The following is a 20,992-nucleotide window of genomic DNA, read 5'->3' as shown; positions in this document are numbered from 1 at the left end:
ACAACACCTGAACATAATAAAATGAAAAACTACAAAAACAGATCAGCAGCAGGGTTACTAACCGATTTTCTTGCCAGCGTATCCGCCGGTGACCCGAAGAAGACAGCATCGCATTTCGATCCTGAAGGCTACCTTGAAGCACCATATGTGGAGTCTCTGGGCCTTCCCTCCAGGATCGATGGACGGGGACCCGTAGAGGCTACGATCTTAAATATATTCAAGATTGCGACACGGTTCCGGTTCAGCAACATCAAAATTGTACTGGAATCACCAACGGAGGTTGTTGCAGAGTATGAAAGTGAAGCACTTTTGCGCAGTGGAAGAATATATAAACAACTGCACATGTGCCACTTAACAGCAAGAGATGGACAGATATTAAGCCAACGGGAGTTTTTGAATACGCTCCTTTTTGCAGATGCCTTTTTCCCGAACCATCTGTTCAGTTATTAGTAGGAATTTATTTTTCAGCAGCAAATAAATATATAAGACAATGGTTATAGTTAAATTCATAATTGCCCCGCTGCTAACCTGTATTTTATTATGCATTGACTGGTACGTCTGGAAAGCGGTAAAAGCGGCCCTCAAAAACAGGGGCACCAGGACAAGGGAAAGCGTAACATACCTGTTCTGGGGAGTGACCTTTGTTGCACTGCGGTTCCTTTGGGGCTATATTTTTATAGATGAGAATCTTTTAAGTGCCGATGCCCGGCTGGTAATGTTAATGGTGGTAATAGCGGTCTACCCTGCCAAACTGTTTTCACTGGCCCTTATCACCTGTACCGATCTGCTCAATCCCCCGAAAGGGATAAAGGAAAAAGCAGTTCGGAAAAAGGCATTGCCGATGCCAAAAAACTGAAAGCAGCCGACTGTACACAAAAACAATAAACGGGTTTCTCTTTGAGAAACCGATCAAAAACAGATAACTTTAATACAATGGAACACATATCGAAATACCTCACCAAGGACATCAAACTTTCCAGTTATGAGGACAAGCTGTTCAAGTCTGAACTGATGTTTGAAGACCACATGCTGATCTGGTTTATTTCAGGTGAAACAAAGATCATCCAGGCTGACCGGACATTTTTTTTCAAGACGGGGGACATTTTCCTGATCCCGCGCAACCAGTTGGCCACGGTCATCAACTACCCAAAAAACGGCCTTCCGCACAAAACTGTGGTTATGCACCTTTCTACCGAACGGCTTAAACGTTTCTATGATAAAATAGACATTACAAGGAGGAGCCAGCCCGAGGAAAAAATTTACAGTTTCCAGAACCATCCGTTCCTGGAAAGCTGCCTGGCCTCATTGATCCCCTATTTCAATATCGAGGGGGAATTTCCGGAGGCGCTTGCCTCATTAAAGATATCCGAGGCAATCAGTATCCTGCGCGCTATAGATCCCGAGGTTGACAATGTACTGGCCAATTTTGATGCGCCGGGAAAAATCGATCTCATCAGTTTTATGCAACGTAACTTTATGTTCAATATGTCGCTGGAAAAATTGGGTTATCTGACCGGGCGAAGCCTGTCGACCTTTAACCGGGACTTCAAAAAACTCTTCAATACCACACCTCAAAAATGGCTCACCGATAAAAGGCTTGAACTTGCCTACCACCATCTGGCGGAAAAAAAGAAAAAACCCACAGAGGTTTACCTGGAAGTTGGTTTTGAGGATCTCTCCCACTTCTCTTTTACATTTAAAAAGAAATATGGGGTATCTCCGAACCAGCTTCCGATGAATGCATATTAATAAATACAGTCCATGGGCTAAAGTCCGTAAAACCTTATCAGACTTAATCAAGGCCTGCCCCTTCCTGCAGAGACAGAACGCTGCCGATCACACCAGCCTGTCACTACAGGAAGCCGGGGGAAGAATCGAACAGCCCTACCAAAAAAGACCCGCTGTAAAAGCAAAAAGCAACTGGCCATATCGGCAGCGTTTGTGAAACACTGAAGCAGGCAACAGCCAACGAGGGACCGCTGTTCAGGAAAAGCATGGCAAACTACCTGGAAGTGACCGCCGCCGGGTGCAACGCACTGCAGAGCGAACTGGATCTGGCCAAACTGAAATGCGATGGGTTTATTGCGGCCCCTGACCTGTACCCTCCATTAGGGGCGGCTGGAACTGAAGTCCAGGCCCTGGGCATTCTATGCAGCTATTATCCAAGGGGATATTCCCGTCATTAAAAACTATATGGATAGGGCGTTAAAATATGGCTTCTGTACAGGCTTAAAATTACCAAATCACCTTATGTCAATGGCACCTTTATCCTGTCAACCTGTATTTTAAAACCTGTCATGGCAAAGCTGCTTTTATTTTATCCAGTTTTGTATACTCACCACAAATAAATAAGAATATGAATATCTGTTATCAATGCGGCCACACCATGGTGAGCGAGGAACATTATCTGGCGCACAAGGGTGAATTTACCGTCGAGCCGAAATTTAACCATTACGAACATATTATACAGAACGCCCTTTACGGACGCCTTAAGCCGAACAACATCCTATGCAAACAGTGTGGGGGCAGTTTCAGCTCTGGTACGGACAAAGATTTTGTCAGTCTTTTCCAGATTATCACAGAAACGTCCCAGCACAGGTTCATAAAAAAGGACCATGGCAAGGGCAGCATCAACACACTCAGCGGTTTTCTCTTCGATAAGGCCGATGAGCGCAAGAAAAAGGATGTCCGGATCCGTGAAAATATCGTTACGCCTAAAGACCCTTTTTATGACTATGACTCGGAGGAGCAGGTTGTTTATCTATATGCAAACAGGGTACGCTCAAAGCAGTACGAGCCTGTAGTCAGGAAAGAACTAGAAAGAAAAGGCATTAATACAGCGGAGCTCACCTTTAAAGTTGTGGAAGATGTAACGGAAATGGGTGTGCTAGGGATATTTTTTTCACAGGGTGTAGAGGATTTCCACCAGAAGTTCACAATGGGGTTCTGCAAGATCGCGGTGGGCTTTGCCACTTACCATAAAGTGGATAGAAACAACCTGAAAAACGTCCTCAAAATAGATGCATCGGGAATGGGCATGCTGGTCAACAAGGGCAATATTTTTCCATTTTTCCCAGTAGGTATGGTAGATGCCCAACTGGAACTTATCCGTCCGGATATCGAGAGGCACTACCCGAGCCATACCCTTATTCTGTTTTCTCAGAAATTCGACGGGGGCAAAAAGCACCTGTACTGTTATATCGATCTGTTCAGCACATTTCAATATTATGTACTTTTAAACGATGATTATACCGGACCGGACATTTACCATAACTACTACCAGGCGGTTGCGAAGGAGGATATAAAGGAACCTGTGGATGTGAGGAAGATCAGGCACAAATACCTCAACATTGTGGTGAGCGATTATAAGATCGACACCAAAAAATTCAAAGGGGCGGATTCTGACATGGAAGCCTATCTCGATTTCCTCCAGGCAGAAATCAAAAACTATAGTTTTGCGCCGGCCCTGGACCTTGAAAAAGAACTGTACGACAGGCTGGAGTTTTTGATGAGCAGTTATGTCGCTGCTGAATCGGGCCTTTTCGTGACAGAAGCTTCCGGAATCATAAACAGGCTTTCTGCAGGGGAAAAACGTGCATTGCTTTTTGAACTGCAGTATTATTTAAGCCGTCCGGACGGGGGCATCGAATTTTACCGTAAAAACTTTCTGGAGGATGACGGATCTGGGAAATTCGAAACGATGTCGACCCCGGTTGAATGTGGGACTGATCTGTCGATAAATAAAGTCAGGAGCATATACTGTACCGGAAAGTTTGAACAGATGAGTAAATGGATTTTTGAAAACAGGCTCATAAAAGACGACCAGCAAGATTAGCCTGAGCACAGGCCTTCCGGCAAGTACTAAACCGGCCTGAGTGCACACCATGCGGATAGCCGGACCTTTCATAAAGCCAAAAAAAATGGCCCGGGCCCGGAACTACCGGGATCGGGCCAAAAAGAAAAGCGCTAATACTAAAATTTCAGGGTAATGTTGCCCGTCACCCTGGTCGGCATCTGAGCGGCAAGGCGGTATGACCAATATTTTTCATCGGTAAGGTTGTCGACCTTCAGGCCGATCCTATATCTTGTTCTATCATAAAAAATGGCTGCATCAAGCACGGTATATGAAGGTATGCTAAATTTAAAAGCAGTGGTATTGGTCTGGTAATATTCACTACCATAAATACCCCCGAACCCGATACCCAATCCCTGCGCAGGACCGGAAATGAGCCTATAGCTGACCCAAAAATTCGCTGTCGTCGGTGAACCTGCAGTGGTAGGGCGCAGCCCCTCAACAGTTGCGTTCGCTTTTTTATATCGGCTGTTGTTATAGGTATAACCAGCTACAATGTTCAGCCCGGGAAGGGGATTGGCGATAAACTCTGCTTCAAAGCCTTTACTGACCTGGCTTCCGTCCTGGATCTGGAAGTTTGCATGATCCGGGTCATCCCGGGTAACATTAGTCACATCGATATCGTAATAGCTAAAGGTGGCGCTGAACTTGTTGAGGTCAAGCTTGATCCCTGCTTCGAACTGGTTGGCCTGGTTTGGCCTGAAGGTTGTACCGTTAAAATCCGAACCACTGACGTTGCTGAAACCGTTCATATAATTACCGAAAAGAGCAACCTTATCTTTTACGACCTGGTACACCATACCGAACCTTGGTGAAAATGCGGTCTGGTTATAGGCACCGGAGGTAGAATCCCTATTTGCGTAATAAACCCCCTTATTGAAATAGCGGTCTATGCGTACACCAGCCATCACAAGCAGCCGGCTTGTCACATTGAGCACATCGGAAACATATCCGCTATAGGTCTGCTCGTTATTGGAAACAAAATTAACAAAGGTAGCGGTATTGAATAAAGGGGCTACCTTGGCAATATTAAAATTATTGTAGGCAGCACCCGGTTTTTTGAAGTTGATAGCAGGCATATTCACGGTAGCATCATTGCGGGTAGCTCTAAGGCTGTAAAAATCAAACCCGGCCACTACCCGGTTTTTAAGTTTGCCGATGTTGAACTTACCGGTGAAGTTCTGCTGTATATCTGTTCCATAGTATGGGTACTCCTGATTGGTTACCGCCTGTCTGAGCGTTGAATCGGTGAGTGCGGTCAGTGCGACCACATATCCGTCAGAAGAGGATCTTGTGCGGGAAACTATAGTCTGAGAAGTCCATGCATCCGACATTTTATATTTTAGCTGGGCAAAGATATTATACTGCTGGCTGGTATAGTTTACGGTATTGTTGGCAAAGGAGAGCTCGTATGGTATCCCCAGTTCTGTGATGCTGGTTGCACTCCCCCTTGTGAAAGGGCTCAATCTGGTTGGTGAGGTGCCTTTATAACCGCTCAGTTCGGCATCAAGTAGTAATGTCAGCCTGTCATTAAGTGTATATGAAAAGCTGGGTGCGATCAAAAAGCTTTTATTGAATCCCGCATCCTGAAAACTGCGCTCGCTGTGCAGTGCGGTATTGATCCTGATAAGCGCAGTTTTTTCTTCATTGACCGGGGTATTGATGTCGGCTGTCAAACGGTTGAGGTCATAACCCCCACCAGAGTAGGACACCTCGCCCTTAAATGAATCGAAAGGCCTTTTGGTCACCCGGTTGAACAGTCCCCCAAAAGAAGATATTGTGCTTCCAAACAGCGTTGCTGACGGCCCTTTTATCACTTCGATACGTTCAAGGTTGGCAGGATCGATGGTCGTAAAGGTAAAACTTCCAACCCCGTTCCTTACCAGTTGAGGTGTTGGGAATCCCCTGGAAATATTGGTTGTCCTGCCCTGGTTCCTTACTTCGGCGATTCCGGCCCCCGGAACATTCTTAAAGGCACTGTTGTAGTCGGTAATGATCTGTTCCTTCATAAGCTCTTTACTGACGATGGTATAAACCTGTGGGTTTTCGATATTCCTGAGCGGCATTTTGGAAACGTCTTCACTTTCTTTCCTTGAAAAACGGTTACCTCCGCCACTGACCACAACCTCTTCAAGCTTTTCAGAAGAGTAATCTATCTTTAGATCAATATCAGCTATAGGGTCTGCCTGGCTGACCTCAAAAGTTGATCTGGCGGATTCAAAGCCGACCATGACCATCTCTATGGTATATTTTCCGAACGGCAGGTTTTTGATCTCAAACTTCCCGGATGAGTTGGTGGAAGTTGATTTTTTAATTTCCCTGATCCTAACGGTCACGCCTTGCGCGGGATTTCCGTCCTGTGATGTAACTGTTCCCCTGACCACCCCTTTTTCTACCCGGGAAAGCTGGGCATCAGCCGGAATAAAAAAGAACATGAAAATCAGGCTGGCCAAGCAGATTTTAGCAAACAGACAATAGCGTGTTAAAGTTGATGATAAGGACATTTAGTAAGATTAATTTTATTTAGACTGATTATAATTTACGCCAAAGAAAAGAATATTTTCATTCAAAACAATAGGTTGAGTAGCCTTTAAATAACTTTTTTTGCTTCTTCTGCGCACTTGACATGCTCAACAAAAAGAAATGACCTGCTGAACAAAACCGCTTTGTTTTGATCGCATTAATTTTGACCGCGTCAGTAATCAGGGACCTTGAGCAGGATGAGGAACGATCAAGCTGCAGGGAAGAAACCGGCAGTCTGCGGACCGTACACATAATGATAGGCGGGTGGGTACCTGCGGAGCAGGCTATATCTTCAAAGTTGGGATATGGAAAACTGGCTATTGACTGTGGGCCGCTCAATGGCAAGTGTTGGGGGGCAAATCCAAAAAGTGAAACCCTTTGGGAATCATAAACACCATTAATAAAAATCAAGGCAATGGCAAACTTAAAAAATTACGACAAAAAGATCATCCTGGCTGTACTCCTATGTTTTATCTTCGGATCAGCTGCATTGAATTCATGCAAAAAGGACAGTACAACAAGCGAAGACATTCCTACGGTGGATTTCAGTACCAGGCTTTCCGCATATAATATCTATCAGGGAACGCTAAGCGACCTGGTACCCCGGATGGAGTACCATCCCGTTTCACTCGCCACTACGCTATACACGGATTATGCCGAGAAACAGCGCCTGATCAGCTTGCCAGCAGGGACGCAAATGATCAGGTCAGGCGACGGGCTACCTTCCTTCCCTGATGGTACCATTATGGTAAAAACGTTTTATTATTACACCGATCTAAGGGATCTGACAAGGGGAAAAAGAATACTGGAGACCAGGCTGCTGATCAAGCGGCTGGACCGCTGGAACCTGGCGACCTATGTATGGAACGATGCGCAGTCCGAGGCTTTTCTCCAGGAAGGCGGTTCAGTGACCAATGTGTCCTGGATCACCGTTGGAGGCAGTGCGATGGCTGTAAATTACCGCATACCCAGCGCAGCAGAATGTAATACCTGTCACAACAGTAACGGGACCGTTATTCCCATAGGGCCAAAACTGAGCAACCTGAGTGTTACACTTAGTAACAACGGGCAGAATGAAAACCAACTGGCTTTTTTTCAGTCCCAGGGTATCCTCAACCGTTTTGCTGTTGACCAGGTTGCCCCGCTTCCCGGCGCATTTGACAGTAGGTTCACGCTTGTGGAACGGGCAAGGGCCTATATTGATGTCAACTGTGCACACTGCCACAACCCAAATGGGATTGCAGGTTTGACCAATCTTCATATGTCCTTTAACCTTCCCCTTGACCGGACAGGCATCAGTGAAAGAAAAACCCGTATCCTGGAAAGGGTAACGGCAGGAGAAATGCCCCTGCTTGGCAAAACGGTAGTCCATCAGGAGGGTTTACAACTGATCAGGGACTATATCGCGACGCTTCCATAGTTTTGGGAAATTCAGTTAGTTAACGAATACTTTCAGAAAAAAGCCCACAGACTCACATCAAAACACTGACTTGCGTGAACATAATGCAGGGTAGAATTATCTAGAACAAAAGACCACAGAGAACTGCTATGATATCAAAAAACCAGATGCGCCATAAATATTTTTCCAGGCAGGGCAATAGAAGACACTTAAGACTTACCGGTTACATTTTCACCGGAATAATGATGTTCACCACATTTAGCTGCCTGGGCCAAAAGCGCTTCACCCTGAGTGGAACAGTAAAGGATGCCCAGACCGGCGAGACGCTGATCGGTGCATCCGTGCGTTTTGAGGAACTCGGGACAGCGGGTTCCCCAACTAACAGTTACGGTTTCTTTTCACTTCATGCGCCTGCAGGAGTATACCGTATCATCTGTAGCTATATCGGTTACCAAGCAGCTACCCAAAAAATCTCCCTGTACAATAACCAGGTGATGAACTTTGAGCTGGGGTCCAAATCCGATCTGGATGAGGTTGTGATCAGCATGAACAGACCGGGCAACGGTCAGATCACGTCCCCACAGATGGGCCTAGAGAAACTGAACATGGCCCAGATCAATATGGTCCCGGTGGTGCTCGGTGAGCGGGACATACTGAAAACGATCACACTGATGCCAGGGATCAAAGGCGGAGGAGAAGGCAACACAGGTTTTTATGTACGCGGCGGGGCTTCAGACCAAAACCTGATTATTCTTGATGAGGCAACGGTTTACAATGCCTCCCACCTACTGGGTTTCTTTTCCACCTTCAATTCCGATGCAATCAAGGAAGTCAGTATTTATAAAGGCGGAATGGGTGCAGAGTATGGGGGGCGGCTTTCCTCGGTCCTGGATGTAAAGATGAACGAGGGAAACAGTAAACAGTTCACCCTCCAGGGCGGCATCGGCCTGATCGCCTCAAGGCTTAAGATGGAGGGACCTATTGTGAAGGACAGGGGCTCGTTTATGATCAGCGGCCGCAGAACCTATGTTGACCAGTTTTTCAGGTTTGCTTCAGATCCGGCCATCAATAACAGTCAGCTATATTTTTATGACCTGAATGCCAAGGCCAATTACCGTTTCAACGACCGCAATGCAATTTACTTCTCGGGCTATCTCGGCCGTGATGTGTTAGGCCTGCGGGATATTTTCGCTACCGACTGGGGAAATGCGACAGCTACATTGCGGTTCAACCATGTATTCAGCAACAGGCTGTTTTCCAACACCTCACTGATTGCAAGCAATTACAATTACGTTATCCAGAGTTTCGACAACGTAGACGAATTTAGGGTTGCCTCCCGCATCACCGATATCAATCTAAAGCAGGATTTCCAGTATATGCCCGGTGGGGATCATAACCTGAAATTTGGGATCAACCTGATCCGGCACCGTATCTCGCCCGGCGATGTCACCACGGGAGCGAGTTCGAGTTTTAATGATACCCATGTCGAACTGCGCCATGGTTACGAGACAGCGGCCTATTTCAGCGATGAATGGAAGGCAAATGGCAGGCTGACACTTCTATACGGCTTTCGTTTAAGCGGGTCGCTGATCGTGGGGCCGGGAACATTCAGGACTTATGACAGCAACGGGATCCCCCTCAGCTCGCAAACTTACGGTTCAGGGGCATTGGTGAAATCATATATCAATCTGGAACCCCGGCTGTCGGTATCCTATGCTTTCAATGGTGCAAACTCGCTGAAATTTTCATACAACCGGAATACACAGAACATCCACCTGCTGAGCAATTCTACAAGCAACACCCCCACAGATCTTTATGTAATGAGTACCAACAACATCAGGCCGGAAATTGCAGACCAGGTTTCTGCCGGCTATTTCCGCAATTTTAAAGATAATACATATGAATTTTCTGCAGAGATATATTACAAATGGATGCAGAACCAGATTGATTATAGAAACGGCGCACAGCTACTGGTCAACCAGGAAGTGGAGTCCCTGCTCACTTATGGAGTCGGCCGGGCTTATGGGCTGGAACTGTTCCTTAAAAAAAGATATGGCCGGTTCAACGGCTGGATGGGCTATACCTATTCGAGGACAGAGCGGAAATTTGATGCGGTGAACGGCGGCACGTATTATCCTGCAAGACAGGACCGCCCACATGACTTCTCATTGGTTGGCATCTATGAGCTGAACAAACGGTGGTCCTTATCGGGAACATTCATCTATGCAACGGGCAACGCGGTTACCTTTCCAACAGGCAGGTATACCGTTGACGGTACAACGGCCCTCTCTTATTCGGAAAGGAACGGTTACCGCCAACCTCCGACACACAGGCTTGATCTCGGTGCAACCTTTGAAGGCAGGGTACACAAGCGTTTCCATTCGAGCTGGACCTTCAGCATCTACAATATATACGGACGCCGTGACCCATATGCGATTGCTTTCAGAGATAGCGAAACCATGCCCGGTAGTACCGAGGCGGTGATGACCAGTATTTTCCCTAACCCCATTCCATCAGTTAGCTGGAACTTTAAATTTTAACACCATGATAAAAAAGATAAGATTTACTATATTTTCCGTTCTCCTGTGTGCACTTTCTGGCTGCGAAAAGGTCGTAGAGCTTGATCTGCGCAATGATATCGGACAGCTGGTCATCGAGGGCAATATCAATAACCTGTCTGAACGGCAAACGGTAAGGCTGAGTACCAACGTTTCTTTTTCGGGCGGGCAAAGCACTGACCCTGTAAGCGGTGCCGAGGTAACGGTAAGCGAGGGTACCCAGAGCGATCATATCTTCCGGGAAACCACAGCAGGAACCTACATCGCCGACGGGTTCAGGGGGACACCCGGACGCAGTTATACCCTACGCGTTATAAATGGGGGAACAACCTATACCGCGGTTTCTGTGATGCCTGCTGTAGTGGAACTGGATTCTGTAAGTTCCAGGATAGATGACTTTGATATACAGGGAAACGACAGACAGGTCAGTGTTCACTACCGGGATCCGGTGGACGGGTCTAACCAATACCGCTTTGTTTTCTATATAGACGGTGTGATGGTCAGACGGCCGTTTGTCAACAACGACATGCTCAGCAACGGCCGCAATGTGCGTTTTGACCTTAGGCTGCTCTCGGAAGATCCCGAAGTCCGTCCAGGGGCCAACGTTAGGGTGGAGATGCAATGTGTTGATCTTCCGGTTTATACCTATTGGTTCAGCTTACGCCAGCAGGGGCTTAATGGTGCCGGAGGAGGCGTCACCCCTTCCAATCCGCCCAATAATATTTCCCCAACTGCACTTGGGTATTTCAGTGCCCATACCGCTCAGATAAAAAGTACAACAGTGAGGTAATAACACCCTGCTTCGCAGCTTACGCATACGTCCAGGCGCTTTTTTAAGGCCCGTTACCATCCCTTGCCGGCTAGCTGACAGTTAGTATGGTCCGCCCGGATCAACAACGGCGTTTTTAATCGATATCTACAGATGCAAAAAAATATCCCCTCTAAGCATTTCCATAGTAATCTTCGGTCGATGATGGAATCCCGTTTTTCCTGTCAATGACAGTTTCAACGTCCTGACAGACATATACAGTTACTTTTGCCCCCTGCAGAAAAACGAAGAAAATTATTAGCATGTTTTTTGCTGTTCGCTTACCAGTATTTTTTTTAACCATACCGCCAAGCGTTAAACAGCAGGGCGGGAAAAATTAAAGCCGAATTTTATGCCATGGAACCCACAGATTTACGACAAATTCAAAAACATCCGTTATCAGCCATTTTATGATCTGGCAGCGCTTGTCAAACCAGCTGCGAACAGCATGGCAATAGACCTTGGGTGTGGCACTGGCGAGCAGACGGCGATACTTGCCGAGAGGTTCAGGGATACGGTGTTCCTGGGGGTCGACTCTTCTGCAGAAATGCTGGAATCATCAAAAAAGCTGGAAAGCGGCAACCTTAGCTTTCTCAGCAATACGACAGAAGAGATTATTGCTTCGGGTAAAAAATGGGATCTTGTTTTCAGCAATGCGGCACTGCAATGGTCTGAAAACCATGTAGAACTTTTCCCGCAGCTACTTGTGCTGGTTAACCCTGGCGGACAGTTTGCTGTACAGATGCCTGTCCAAAAAGAAAACCTGCTCAATAGGATCCTTCTTGAACTGGTGAAGGAAAAACCTTTCTCTGATTTTCTCGGTGGATGGAAACGGGGTTCTCCAGTGCTTTCAATCGATGAATATGCGCAGATTCTCTTTGATGGCGGGCTGGAGGATATCCAGATTGTACAAAAAGTCTACCCCATCATTGCCCATGATTATGAAACGCTTTATAATTTTATTTCCGGATCTTCATTAATCCCCTATTTGGAGCGTCTGGAAGGAGGAGAAAAAGAGCTTTTTATCGCAACATTCAAAGAAAGGATTGCAAAAAACTTTCAGAAGCTTCCCGCGATCTATGCCTTTAAAAGGCTGTTGCTTTATGGAAGAAAACCATAAACGAAGCTTTCCGGACAGATCCCAAAATAATCATCAGATCCCCCGAAGATAAACCCTGCTTCTGCCCTGCATACCGGCGGCAGACCGCGGTCAATCTGAGGGGATTATGTGCTTTGGCTGAAAGGGAAGCATTCTGTTTATGCGGGATTTGTGAATACTCTCCGACCAGGGACGATGTGTATATTTTTCCCCAGGAACCCCTTTTTTCACAAAGAATATAATCTCTTCGATTGTATCTGTTCAATGCCCCTCGATATGCCATTCGGTGCCCTTAACGGACGGTACATGGATTGATCCGAAATACCATGCCCATTGAGCACCGATAATCCCAGAAAACAGCATAAACAATTTATTCAGAAACAATATAGCCGCGGGACCAATGCAGATCACTCCTATTTCATCCCTACTGGTTTCAAAAAGCTTTGTATGGCCCATTAAGGTTGGTGTTTCCGCTGTAGCTTGACATGTTCAACAAACAAACTGACTTTCAAAACAAAAAAAATTGACTCGCTGAACAAAACCCATCCATCTGGATCTACCTAAATTTGTTATATACATTTAAATAAAGACAAAATGGAAAATAATAATTATCAAGGCGCGTTACAGCAGCCGATCGGTTCAGGTTTCAATGCCAGATCAACCGCAAGCGAAGTGATCAGTGGTATTGACCTAAGTGGAAAAATAGCCATCGTAACTGGAGGAAATTCTGGCATCGGTCTGGAGACCGTTAAAGTTCTAGCATCAGCGGGTGCAACGGTGATCGTACCGGCGAGGGATGTTGAGAAAGCAGAGAAGAACCTTCAGGGAATTCCAAACGTGGAAATCGAGGCGATGGACCTGAGCCATTCCGAAACAATAGATATTTTTGCTGAAAAATTTCTTGCCTCAGGCAGGCCACTGCACTTATTGATCAATAATGCAGGTATCATGTGGGTACCATTGCAAAGAGACAGCCGCGGCATCGAATCACAACTGGTAACCAATTATCTTGGGCAGTATCAATTGGTTGCGAGATTATGGCCTGCATTGAAAGCAGCCAATGGATCCCGTGTAGTAAATGTTTCCTCACTTGGACACCACATGGCCCCATTCAATTTCGACGATCCCAATTTCGAACAAAGAGAGTACCAGACACTACAGGGCTACGGACAGTCGAAAACCGCCAGCAACCTCTTTGCACTTGAACTTGACAACCGCGCCAAGGCATTTAATGTAAGGGCTTATTCACTGCACCCGGGTTCAATCGCCGGAACTGAGCTGGCCAGGGACGCCGATATTGAACTGTTCAAACAGATGGGCTTCTTCGATGAAAACGGAAATCTGCGTCCGGAAATTCTTGCTGGGCTAAAAACCATTCCACAGGGCGCTGCAACTACCGTATGGGCCGCAACCAGCCCATTGCTAGATAATATTGGAGGCGTCTATTGCGAAGATGGGGATATTGCCGAGCTTCTCTCGGAAGATCCCAATGTTGAAACCAATGCCAAACTTCATCAGAGCGGCGTACAGGAATATTCCCTGGATGAGCAAAATGCAAAAAAGCTATGGAACCTTAGCATAGAGATGACAGGTATTAAATTCGATGTTAATTAGGGTTGATGCCTTCCATCAGCCCATTTATTAAAATAGATATGAATTACATATTAAAAAACAAATGATGAAAAATCTGATTATCACACTATTATTAACAGGTACGGCACTTACCGCTTCCGCCCAGCGGGCAAAGAAGGCATCCCTTATCTTTTCAGAATATCTGGCAGCGGTTAGCTCTGGAAATCCTAAGGCAGCAGCCTCTTTCTTTACTGAAGATGGTTATATGGAGGCTCCCTATGTAGCGGCTTTTGGGATGCCAGCCAAGTTTCAGGGACATGATGTGATCGAGGCGACAATGGCGGGACTGCTAAAGCTTGCGCCCAACTTCCATTTTACGGGGATGAAGGTTGTCTCTGAAACGCCAAACCAGCTTGTTGCCGAGTACGAAAGTGAAGCCACTACTGCCACGGGCAGACCATATAAGATGCAGTATATCGGGGTGATCACCTTAAAAAACGGAAAGATCTTTTCCCACAAAGAATACCTCAATACAGTTCCCTTTGTAGAGGCACTGTTCCCAAATGGACTTAAGGATCTGATCAAATAGTCTTTAGGGCAACCTTAAAAAAGAAAACTGTTATTATTGCCCGGGGACTGCATCAACATGCAGTCCCTATTTTTACCGGCAACCGCCGGGCCGGGAAAACAGGAAGCCGCAAAGGCTAAGATACACCCAGGGCATCCATATGGTAGGAACCAGAATCCATTTGGCAAAAACAGGCTTTTATTTCAGCAAATTTCCAGGCTGTCAGCAATAGGGGCTTGAAAAACCCTTCTATTCCCTCCAGAAATACCCCGCATAAGGAATCATAAAACATTTACACAACAGGCTTTATCCCAGCGCTACGGCCGCACAGTTCTGTTGGTGCATAGCCAAACTGTTTTTTAAAAATATATGAAAAATGGGACAGGTTTTCAAACCCGGCTTCCAAGAGCACTTCCGCTGGTTTTCTGTGCTCTCGGGCGATCATAAAATGCGCAAGTTCCAAGCGCTTTTGGGTAAGCCATTTCCGGGGCGTAACCTTATATGCTTTTTTAAAATCACGTTTAAAGGTTGTAAGGCTCCTACCGGTAAGATATCCGAATTTCTCTATGGTCATATTGAACATATAATTTTTCTCCATAAACCCGATCAGGTCAGCTTTGCCAGGTTCTTCAAAGTTTGCCAGCACACCATCTATTTCCGGATGAACGGCCCTGATTACGGCGATGGCCTCGATAATCTTTCCAAGTGCAATATGCTTTGGAAGATCCTCTAGCTCAAAATACGGGACTAGGGAATCCAGGCAGCTGGTGAGCAACGGGTGTTTGTCTAAACTGCGGATATGGGGAACCGGCCTGAGGTGGATGGACACCTTCAGATCTGCATAAAACTCACGGAGTATTTCCGCAGTCAGCACCATCACCACAGTCCTATGGGGCAGGCCATCTTTGGGATAATTGAGGACCGTGGACGGATGGTCCTTCGGGATCAGGAATATATCGCCGGTCTTAAAAATCTGGCTGGCTTGTGCCTGAACAATTTTCGTTTCACCTGAAATTAGCCAGATCAGCATGTGGTCATTAAAAACGACCCCGGACTTGAACAGTCTGTCTTTATAACAGGAAAGCTTGATACCGGGGGAAATGTATCTTGAGATATGTCCCATTTTAAATCTAATTTTGGTTCAAAAACTAAGCAATCTACAAATGGGCTCTTTGAGCAGTGAGCGGCTGTTTTAAGAGCCTGAAAGTTCAAAAATGGTTATTTCCGGCGGCATCCCTACCCTGCCTGGATAGCCGAGATAACCAAATCCACGGTTCACATATAACTGCTGGGCACCTTTTTGATATAGTCCAGCCCATTGTTCATAACTGAGCTGTGCAGGAGAATAGCATTCCCCGCCGATTGTCACTCCAAACTGCGTACCGTGGGTATGCCCGCTGAACATCACATCAATATCTGTAAAACCGCTGTTCACTTCCTTGTCCCAATGTGTAGGGTCATGGCTTAAAAGCAGCTTTACGGGCGCATCCTCTGTTCCCTTTTTCGCTTTGGCAAGGTCGCCATTCCCATAAAAAATGGATTCTTTGGCAGAGATATTGTGAACCCCGATGATCGCCAGTTTCTCTCCGTTCAGGGTGATTGTCCTGTTCTGGTCCTGGAGGAGCTCGTAACCCAGTAACTTGTGGGCATGTATGACCGCATCGAGGTTCTTTCTTTTTGCCTGTGGGCTCGCCCATCCCTTATAGGCACCATAGTCATGGTTACCAAGGGTACTATATACGCCAAGGGGCGCCCTTATCTTATCAAAGATATCAATGTAGTCTTTAACCTCTTCTGCGCGGTCATTGACCAGGTCGCCTGTAAAGAAAACCATGTCTGCTTTTTCCCTCAACAGCATCTCCACCCCCCCTTTAACCGCAGTGCGGTTAAAAAACGATCCGGTATGGATATCGGAAATCTGTCCGATAGTCATCCCCTGGAAAGCCTTGGGAAGGTTCCTGATCACTAAGCGTACCCGTCTGAGATGGTAATCGTGTGCCCCGGAAAGAATCCCCCAGGTGAGGGCAACTGCGGGGACCGAGGCAGCGATCAGGGCAGTTTTCATCAGAAAATCCGAACGGCTTATTCCAGTACCTTCTTTATCAACACTTTCAACAGCTCCGTTGGTATTGAACATTTTGAACCTGAGCGATTGAAAAAGTCTCAGTATATCATCGGTCAGGATGAAAATTATGGAAAACAGCTTGGAAAAATAGATGACAAACAGACTGCCAAGTATAAGGGTGCGCATCCTGACCCCCAATACATCCGGATCCACAAAATTATAAGCCCACAAACCAGCGAGTATGACGATTGTCAAACTCCAGAACAGGTATCTCACAATCGTTTGAACCTGCGCCGGGGAATGCTGGAAGACAGCTTTTACCGCCTGCCATACATACCAGTCAATGAGTAAGAGGATGCAGGTAAGAATGGGGATTACAATAAATTTACTGGCTGTCATGATCTATATTTTTTATATTGAGACTATATTATTTGTGCAGGATAAGTTTAGTGGGTAAGAATGGGGAATAAACATATGCATCCAGGTATTTGCAATAGGAAGACAAAAGAAACGACCAGGCCTCTTTGCTCACTTCAAGTTTTGGAAAAAGTACTTCGAAGGCATGAATGCAGCCTTCGAATATGCGGAACTCCACAGCAATACCCTCATCAAGAAGCCTGTCCACGTATTCAAGGGTTTCATCCCTAAAAGGCTCTATGTCCCCAACGAAAGTGATGGTTGGAGGGAGTTTTGAAAAGTCCCGGGCCCTTGCGGCAGCGGCGTACGGCGGGATTTCCTCACCTCTTTCCATTAACCCCTGAAGATAAGCTGACCAGCCCATCTTGTTCGACTGAGCGTTCCATCCGGGAGCGTTATTTTCTTTTGCCGAGAGTGAGTTTTGCCTATCATCGATCATCGGATAGATAGGCATCTGAAAGGCGATCTTTACTTCTCCAGTATCAGTTGCCTTTAAAGTGACAGCAGCTGCCAGCCCACCTCCTGCACTGTGTCCGGCGACGATGAGTTTATTGGGCATGATACCCAAAGTCCCTGCATATTTGTCCATCCACAAAAGGGTATCGTAACAGTCATTAAAGGCCGCGGGGTATGGAGCATCCGGGGCCTTGCGGTAATCCGGGGCGATAATGACACATGGGCTTTTATCGATAAACCTTTTAACGATATCCAGATAGTCCTCGGGATTCCCCATCATCAGGCCACCGCCATGGATATAAAGCATCCCCGGCAAATCCCCTGTATAGTGCAATGGCCTGAAAATACGCAGCCTGATAGCCGGACCTCCGGAGTTACTGGAAATCGACGTTTCCCCACACTGCAGACCTTCAATATCCTTACCTTTGGATCTTGCGCTGATCCGGTTTATCATTTTTATGCCTACCCTGTTCATGAGCAGTTTTGAGGACAACTTCAGTGCCCAATAACTTGACTGCAACTCTTTGTGCAGCATATCCCTGGTTACTTTCATACTTATTTTTTAATTGATTATCTTGGTTTCATTGTCAGTACATTTTATAATCCCAACATCTGTTGAAGACAAAGTAACTGTTACCCCGGAGGCCATGAGCTTACTGTTTTGTCCGATGCCTGCAGCCCCCCATAAGGTTCACAATCTTTGCGTTAAGGAAATTCACCTTAAAGCCCAGTTAACAGTGATCTAACATTAACGGCTGGATCCATTGACTGCTGTAGTTCGCTTTTATAATTCTCCGTTGATACAAAAATAAATGGATCAGATCTTTTCAGTTTTGTTTTAAAGGTCTATTTACTTTGTTTTAAATGCCACAAAATTGTAGCTGTCCCCCGGTGTAACGACTTGGGACAGATATCCTGTTACCTGGCCCGTCATATTCGCTGCCATTAATAAAAAAGCGGCAATCAGTTGGGAAAACTGATGGCCGCTTTTTCCTTATCAAACACCAGCAAGGGATTATCCCCAATTTTACGCTGGTATCGGTCAGATAACCACAGGAGATTTATTTTAAAAATTTCTCAAGTGCCTGCTCCAAAGCCTCTCCTCGGAGATTCGTTGCGATAATCTGGCCCTTTGGATCAATAAGGAAATTTTGTGGTATAGCAGTAACCGCAAAAAGTTTGGCAGCTTCATTTTTCCAGCCTTTAAGGTCTGAGACCTGGGGCCAGGTCAGCCCATCGCTCTTAATTGCGGCATTCCAGGCATTTTTTGCAGATTCACTATCAAGTGAAACGCCTAAAATCTCGAAATTTTTGTTATGATATTTCGCATAAGCTTTAACAACATTTGGATTTTCTGCACGGCATGGGGCGCACCAACTTGCCCAAAAATCAACCAGTACATATTTACCCCGGAACGAAGAGAGTTTGATCGCGTTGCCGTTCACATCATTCTGCGAAAAATCAGGGGCCGGTTTTCCGGCTGATGTTGCCAGTTTTGCCGCAAGTTCTTTCGATTTGTCCTGAAGCTTTGTCAATGTGGCTGTTCTCACCTTGCTTTTTATAGTTGTAGCTGATAAAATCTCAATCAGGGAATCCGCTTTTTGTTTAACTTTTATGATATTCAATAAATTGAATGCCAGCTCAGGCACCAACGGTGATTTAGGATGCTGCACAATAAAGTTGTAATGATCATCAAAATAATTTTTGGTGTCATTTTGATATTTTTTTACATAGCTGGTTCTCATAGCTTCGCGGGTGCGATAGCCAAAGCTGTTTCTTTGTTCCGAAAATACTATACCGGGATTCGTATATTTCCAGTACAGCTCACGGTACTGGTCAAAAAGCTGCCCCGCGGCTCCAGTTTCGACATAGTTGTACAACACCCTGTCCGAAACGATTTTAGTTTCACCCGCGGTAACGATCACCCTGGCCTGGAGATCGAATATGGAAGACATCATGTCCAGCTCGGGGCCGAGCGCTATCTGTAAAGGAAGTGCATCTTCTTCTATCTCGCCTACAAATTTATAAGTTCCGTTTACCACATCTGAACTATCCGGTTTTTTACCTTCATACGCCGGATAGATCAGAAAGACCTTATCGGGCACTGTCTTAAAGTTTTTTAAAACACCGTTGATCACAAATTTGGAGGATTGTTGCGCCAAAGCTGAGCTATACAATATGGCTGAAAGCGTTAAAGTAAATGCGATTCTTTTAATAAAATTTTTCATTTTAAATAATTTATTGAGTTTATTGAGTTTAATGTTCTATTGGTTTTGTGGCATGTCAGGATTGTACCCTAAAATATTTAAAGGTATTTTCAAGACATATCTTGGATCATTGGGCTGCAGGGTTTCAAATACATTGCCATTAGCATCATACCTGTTCACAGCGGGCATTTTGCCTTCTGATGACAAACGGCGCATATCCAGCCAGCGTACCCCTCCGAACGGCAGTTCAAAAAGCCTTTCGTCTGTAATTTTTTGTAGTATGGCCGCCTGGTCTCCGGACTGAAATGCAGCATAACCTGTAGGGGAAAATCTATTTTTGCGTACATCATCCAGTTGCTGCAAAGCGGTTGTAAGATCACCCGAACGTACAGCCCCTTCCGCAATGATCAGTTTCATCTCTGCAACTGAAGTCCCTATGTTGGCATTACCGGCCATGTTCGGGCTGGTGGTCGAAGCAAGATAGGCATAGCAGTAATTTATAGTTCCCCGTTTAGGGTTAGCAGATAAAGTCGACTTATTGATATCTTTAATAAAGTAGGATCTCAGATCACCCGCAGCAAAGGATTGCGCAAAAGAAAGTGTTACGGGCACCGTTGCAACATTTGACATAGCACCTGCCCCACGTGCATAGATTACGTCTTTACGTGTAACCAGGGCTGGCCAGTTGGGAAATCCCGTAGAAGTGATGACGCCTGCATTATAATCCAGCATCATTAGGCTAGGGGCCTGCAAGGAAAGCTCTGCATATTTGCGGGCATTTGCATAATCACGCATATAGAAATAGACGCGGGCAAGCATGCTGTTAGCGGCCGCCACTGAACCCCGGAAGCGGTTGGTGGCATTATCGGCCGGCAGGGATGCCAAAGCCATGTTCAGGTCAGCGATGATATTTTCATATGCCTGTTTTACAGTACTTCTGGGCGGGGTTATGGTAACGATGTCCGAAGAGGATACGAAAGGAACACTCAGATCCTGGTCTGCAGTAGACGGGTTATAAATTTTACCATATAAATTAACCAGGTAAAAGTATTCGTGGGCCCGGCCCAGAAGCGCCTCAGCTTTGAGTTTCTGTTTTTCCTGTGCGCTACCACCCTGGGCATTATCAATGCCGTTTATCACCGCATTATAGTAATAAATAATATTGTAAAAATTAGACCATATACTCGGAGTAAGTGTCGGGTCCTCAAATTGAAGTGCCCAGCGGTACTGCAGATCGGTAACGGTGATGCTATTGAGGTTATAAGGATGGATGTCATAGAGATCCGAAAAACGATAAAGGGTATAAACATGAGTTTCATAGGTTAAGGTCTGACTGTTTAGCCACAGGTCATAGTCCTTTACGGTTTGTAGCAATTGCTTTCCTTTTGGTTCTACATCCAAAAACTTATCGCAACCTGTTACCAGGATTATGGCCAGTACTGCGATGTATTGATATATATATTTCAT

The 20,992-nt window shown here is 45.8% G+C and carries 17 protein-coding genes; 11 read left to right on the top strand and 6 right to left on the bottom strand.

From position 1 onward, the window contains the following. Window positions 1–21: 21 nt before the first annotated feature. From R2S57_RS04995 to R2S57_RS04980, 4 genes are all read left to right on the top strand, one after another. Window positions 22–450 carry a hypothetical protein gene (locus tag R2S57_RS04995; protein ID WP_316843979.1) on the top strand — a complete coding sequence of 143 codons (429 nt, stop codon included), beginning with the start codon at window positions 22–24 and terminating at the stop codon, window positions 448–450. A gap of 40 nt (window positions 451–490) precedes the next feature. After that, window positions 491–856 (top strand): hypothetical protein, encoded by a 366-nt coding sequence (locus R2S57_RS04990; protein WP_316843978.1) that lies wholly within the window; start codon window positions 491–493, stop codon window positions 854–856. A gap of 77 nt (window positions 857–933) precedes the next feature. Beyond that, window positions 934–1,749 carry an AraC family transcriptional regulator gene (locus R2S57_RS04985; RefSeq protein ID WP_316843977.1) on the top strand — a complete coding sequence of 272 codons (816 nt, stop codon included), beginning with the start codon at window positions 934–936 and terminating at the stop codon, window positions 1,747–1,749. Between the two features lie 607 nt (window positions 1,750–2,356). Beyond that, the gene (locus tag R2S57_RS04980; protein WP_316843976.1) at window positions 2,357–3,835 is read left to right on the top strand and encodes a hypothetical protein; all 1,479 of its coding nucleotides are present in this window, start codon (window positions 2,357–2,359) and stop codon (window positions 3,833–3,835) included. A 137-nt stretch (window positions 3,836–3,972) separates the two neighbouring features. Here R2S57_RS04980 and R2S57_RS04975 read toward each other — a convergent pair whose 3' ends face one another. Then, complete coding sequence (locus R2S57_RS04975; RefSeq protein WP_316843975.1) at window positions 3,973–6,357, bottom strand: TonB-dependent receptor; 2,385 nt, start codon at window positions 6,355–6,357, stop codon at window positions 3,973–3,975. 434 nt (window positions 6,358–6,791) lie between these two features. On the opposite strand from R2S57_RS04975, the gene R2S57_RS04970 reads away from it, so the two are divergent. The 6 genes from R2S57_RS04970 to R2S57_RS04945 all read left to right on the top strand — a co-directional run bounded on the left by R2S57_RS04970 (window position 6,792) and on the right by R2S57_RS04945 (window position 14,401). Next, window positions 6,792–7,796: a hypothetical protein gene (locus tag R2S57_RS04970; protein WP_316843974.1), complete on the top strand. Its 1,005-nt coding sequence runs from the start codon at window positions 6,792–6,794 to the stop codon at window positions 7,794–7,796. Window positions 7,797–7,924: 128 nt separating this feature from the next. Further along, window positions 7,925–10,315, top strand: a complete 2,391-nt coding sequence (locus R2S57_RS04965; protein WP_410479064.1) for a TonB-dependent receptor — start codon at window positions 7,925–7,927, stop codon at window positions 10,313–10,315. A gap of 4 nt (window positions 10,316–10,319) precedes the next feature. Next, window positions 10,320–11,123 (top strand): DUF4249 domain-containing protein, encoded by an 804-nt coding sequence (locus tag R2S57_RS04960; protein WP_316843973.1) that lies wholly within the window; start codon window positions 10,320–10,322, stop codon window positions 11,121–11,123. Between the two features lie 370 nt (window positions 11,124–11,493). After that, complete coding sequence (locus tag R2S57_RS04955; RefSeq protein WP_316843972.1) at window positions 11,494–12,261, top strand: methyltransferase domain-containing protein; 768 nt, start codon at window positions 11,494–11,496, stop codon at window positions 12,259–12,261. Between the two features lie 573 nt (window positions 12,262–12,834). Next, window positions 12,835–13,854, top strand: coding sequence for an SDR family NAD(P)-dependent oxidoreductase (locus R2S57_RS04950; protein ID WP_316825925.1), 1,020 nt, complete (start codon window positions 12,835–12,837; stop codon window positions 13,852–13,854). A 64-nt stretch (window positions 13,855–13,918) separates the two neighbouring features. Beyond that, complete coding sequence (locus R2S57_RS04945) at window positions 13,919–14,401, top strand: nuclear transport factor 2 family protein (RefSeq protein WP_316843971.1); 483 nt, start codon at window positions 13,919–13,921, stop codon at window positions 14,399–14,401. A gap of 271 nt (window positions 14,402–14,672) precedes the next feature. On the opposite strand, the gene R2S57_RS04940 is transcribed toward R2S57_RS04945, so the two are convergent. Continuing rightward, window positions 14,673–15,503 (bottom strand): AraC family transcriptional regulator, encoded by an 831-nt coding sequence (locus R2S57_RS04940; protein WP_316843970.1) that lies wholly within the window; start codon window positions 15,501–15,503, stop codon window positions 14,673–14,675. Window positions 15,504–15,572: 69 nt separating this feature from the next. Beyond that, on the bottom strand, window positions 15,573–16,517 hold the full coding sequence (locus tag R2S57_RS04935; RefSeq protein WP_316843969.1) for a metallophosphoesterase: 945 nt from the start codon (window positions 16,515–16,517) through the stop codon (window positions 15,573–15,575). Between the two features lie 15 nt (window positions 16,518–16,532). On the opposite strand from R2S57_RS04935, the gene R2S57_RS04930 reads away from it, so the two are divergent. After that, on the top strand, window positions 16,533–16,796 hold the full coding sequence (locus R2S57_RS04930) for a hypothetical protein (RefSeq protein ID WP_316843968.1): 264 nt from the start codon (window positions 16,533–16,535) through the stop codon (window positions 16,794–16,796). A 76-nt stretch (window positions 16,797–16,872) separates the two neighbouring features. Here the strand turns inward: R2S57_RS04930 and R2S57_RS04925 are convergent, their stop codons facing one another. The 3 genes from R2S57_RS04925 to R2S57_RS04915 form a co-directional block, all read right to left on the bottom strand. Then, window positions 16,873–17,871, bottom strand: coding sequence for an alpha/beta hydrolase (locus R2S57_RS04925; protein WP_316843967.1), 999 nt, complete (start codon window positions 17,869–17,871; stop codon window positions 16,873–16,875). A gap of 508 nt (window positions 17,872–18,379) precedes the next feature. Beyond that, window positions 18,380–19,546, bottom strand: a complete 1,167-nt coding sequence (locus R2S57_RS04920) for a TlpA disulfide reductase family protein (protein WP_316825920.1) — start codon at window positions 19,544–19,546, stop codon at window positions 18,380–18,382. A gap of 36 nt (window positions 19,547–19,582) precedes the next feature. Further along, window positions 19,583–20,992: a RagB/SusD family nutrient uptake outer membrane protein gene (locus R2S57_RS04915; RefSeq protein WP_316843966.1), complete on the bottom strand. Its 1,410-nt coding sequence runs from the start codon at window positions 20,990–20,992 to the stop codon at window positions 19,583–19,585.

Source organism: Pedobacter psychrodurus, from assembly GCF_032678585.1.
GTDB lineage: Bacteria > Bacteroidota > Bacteroidia > Sphingobacteriales > Sphingobacteriaceae > Pedobacter > Pedobacter psychrodurus_A.
The sequence above is the reverse complement of the archived record's forward strand: the minus strand, read 5'-3'. Positions and strand labels throughout refer to the sequence as shown.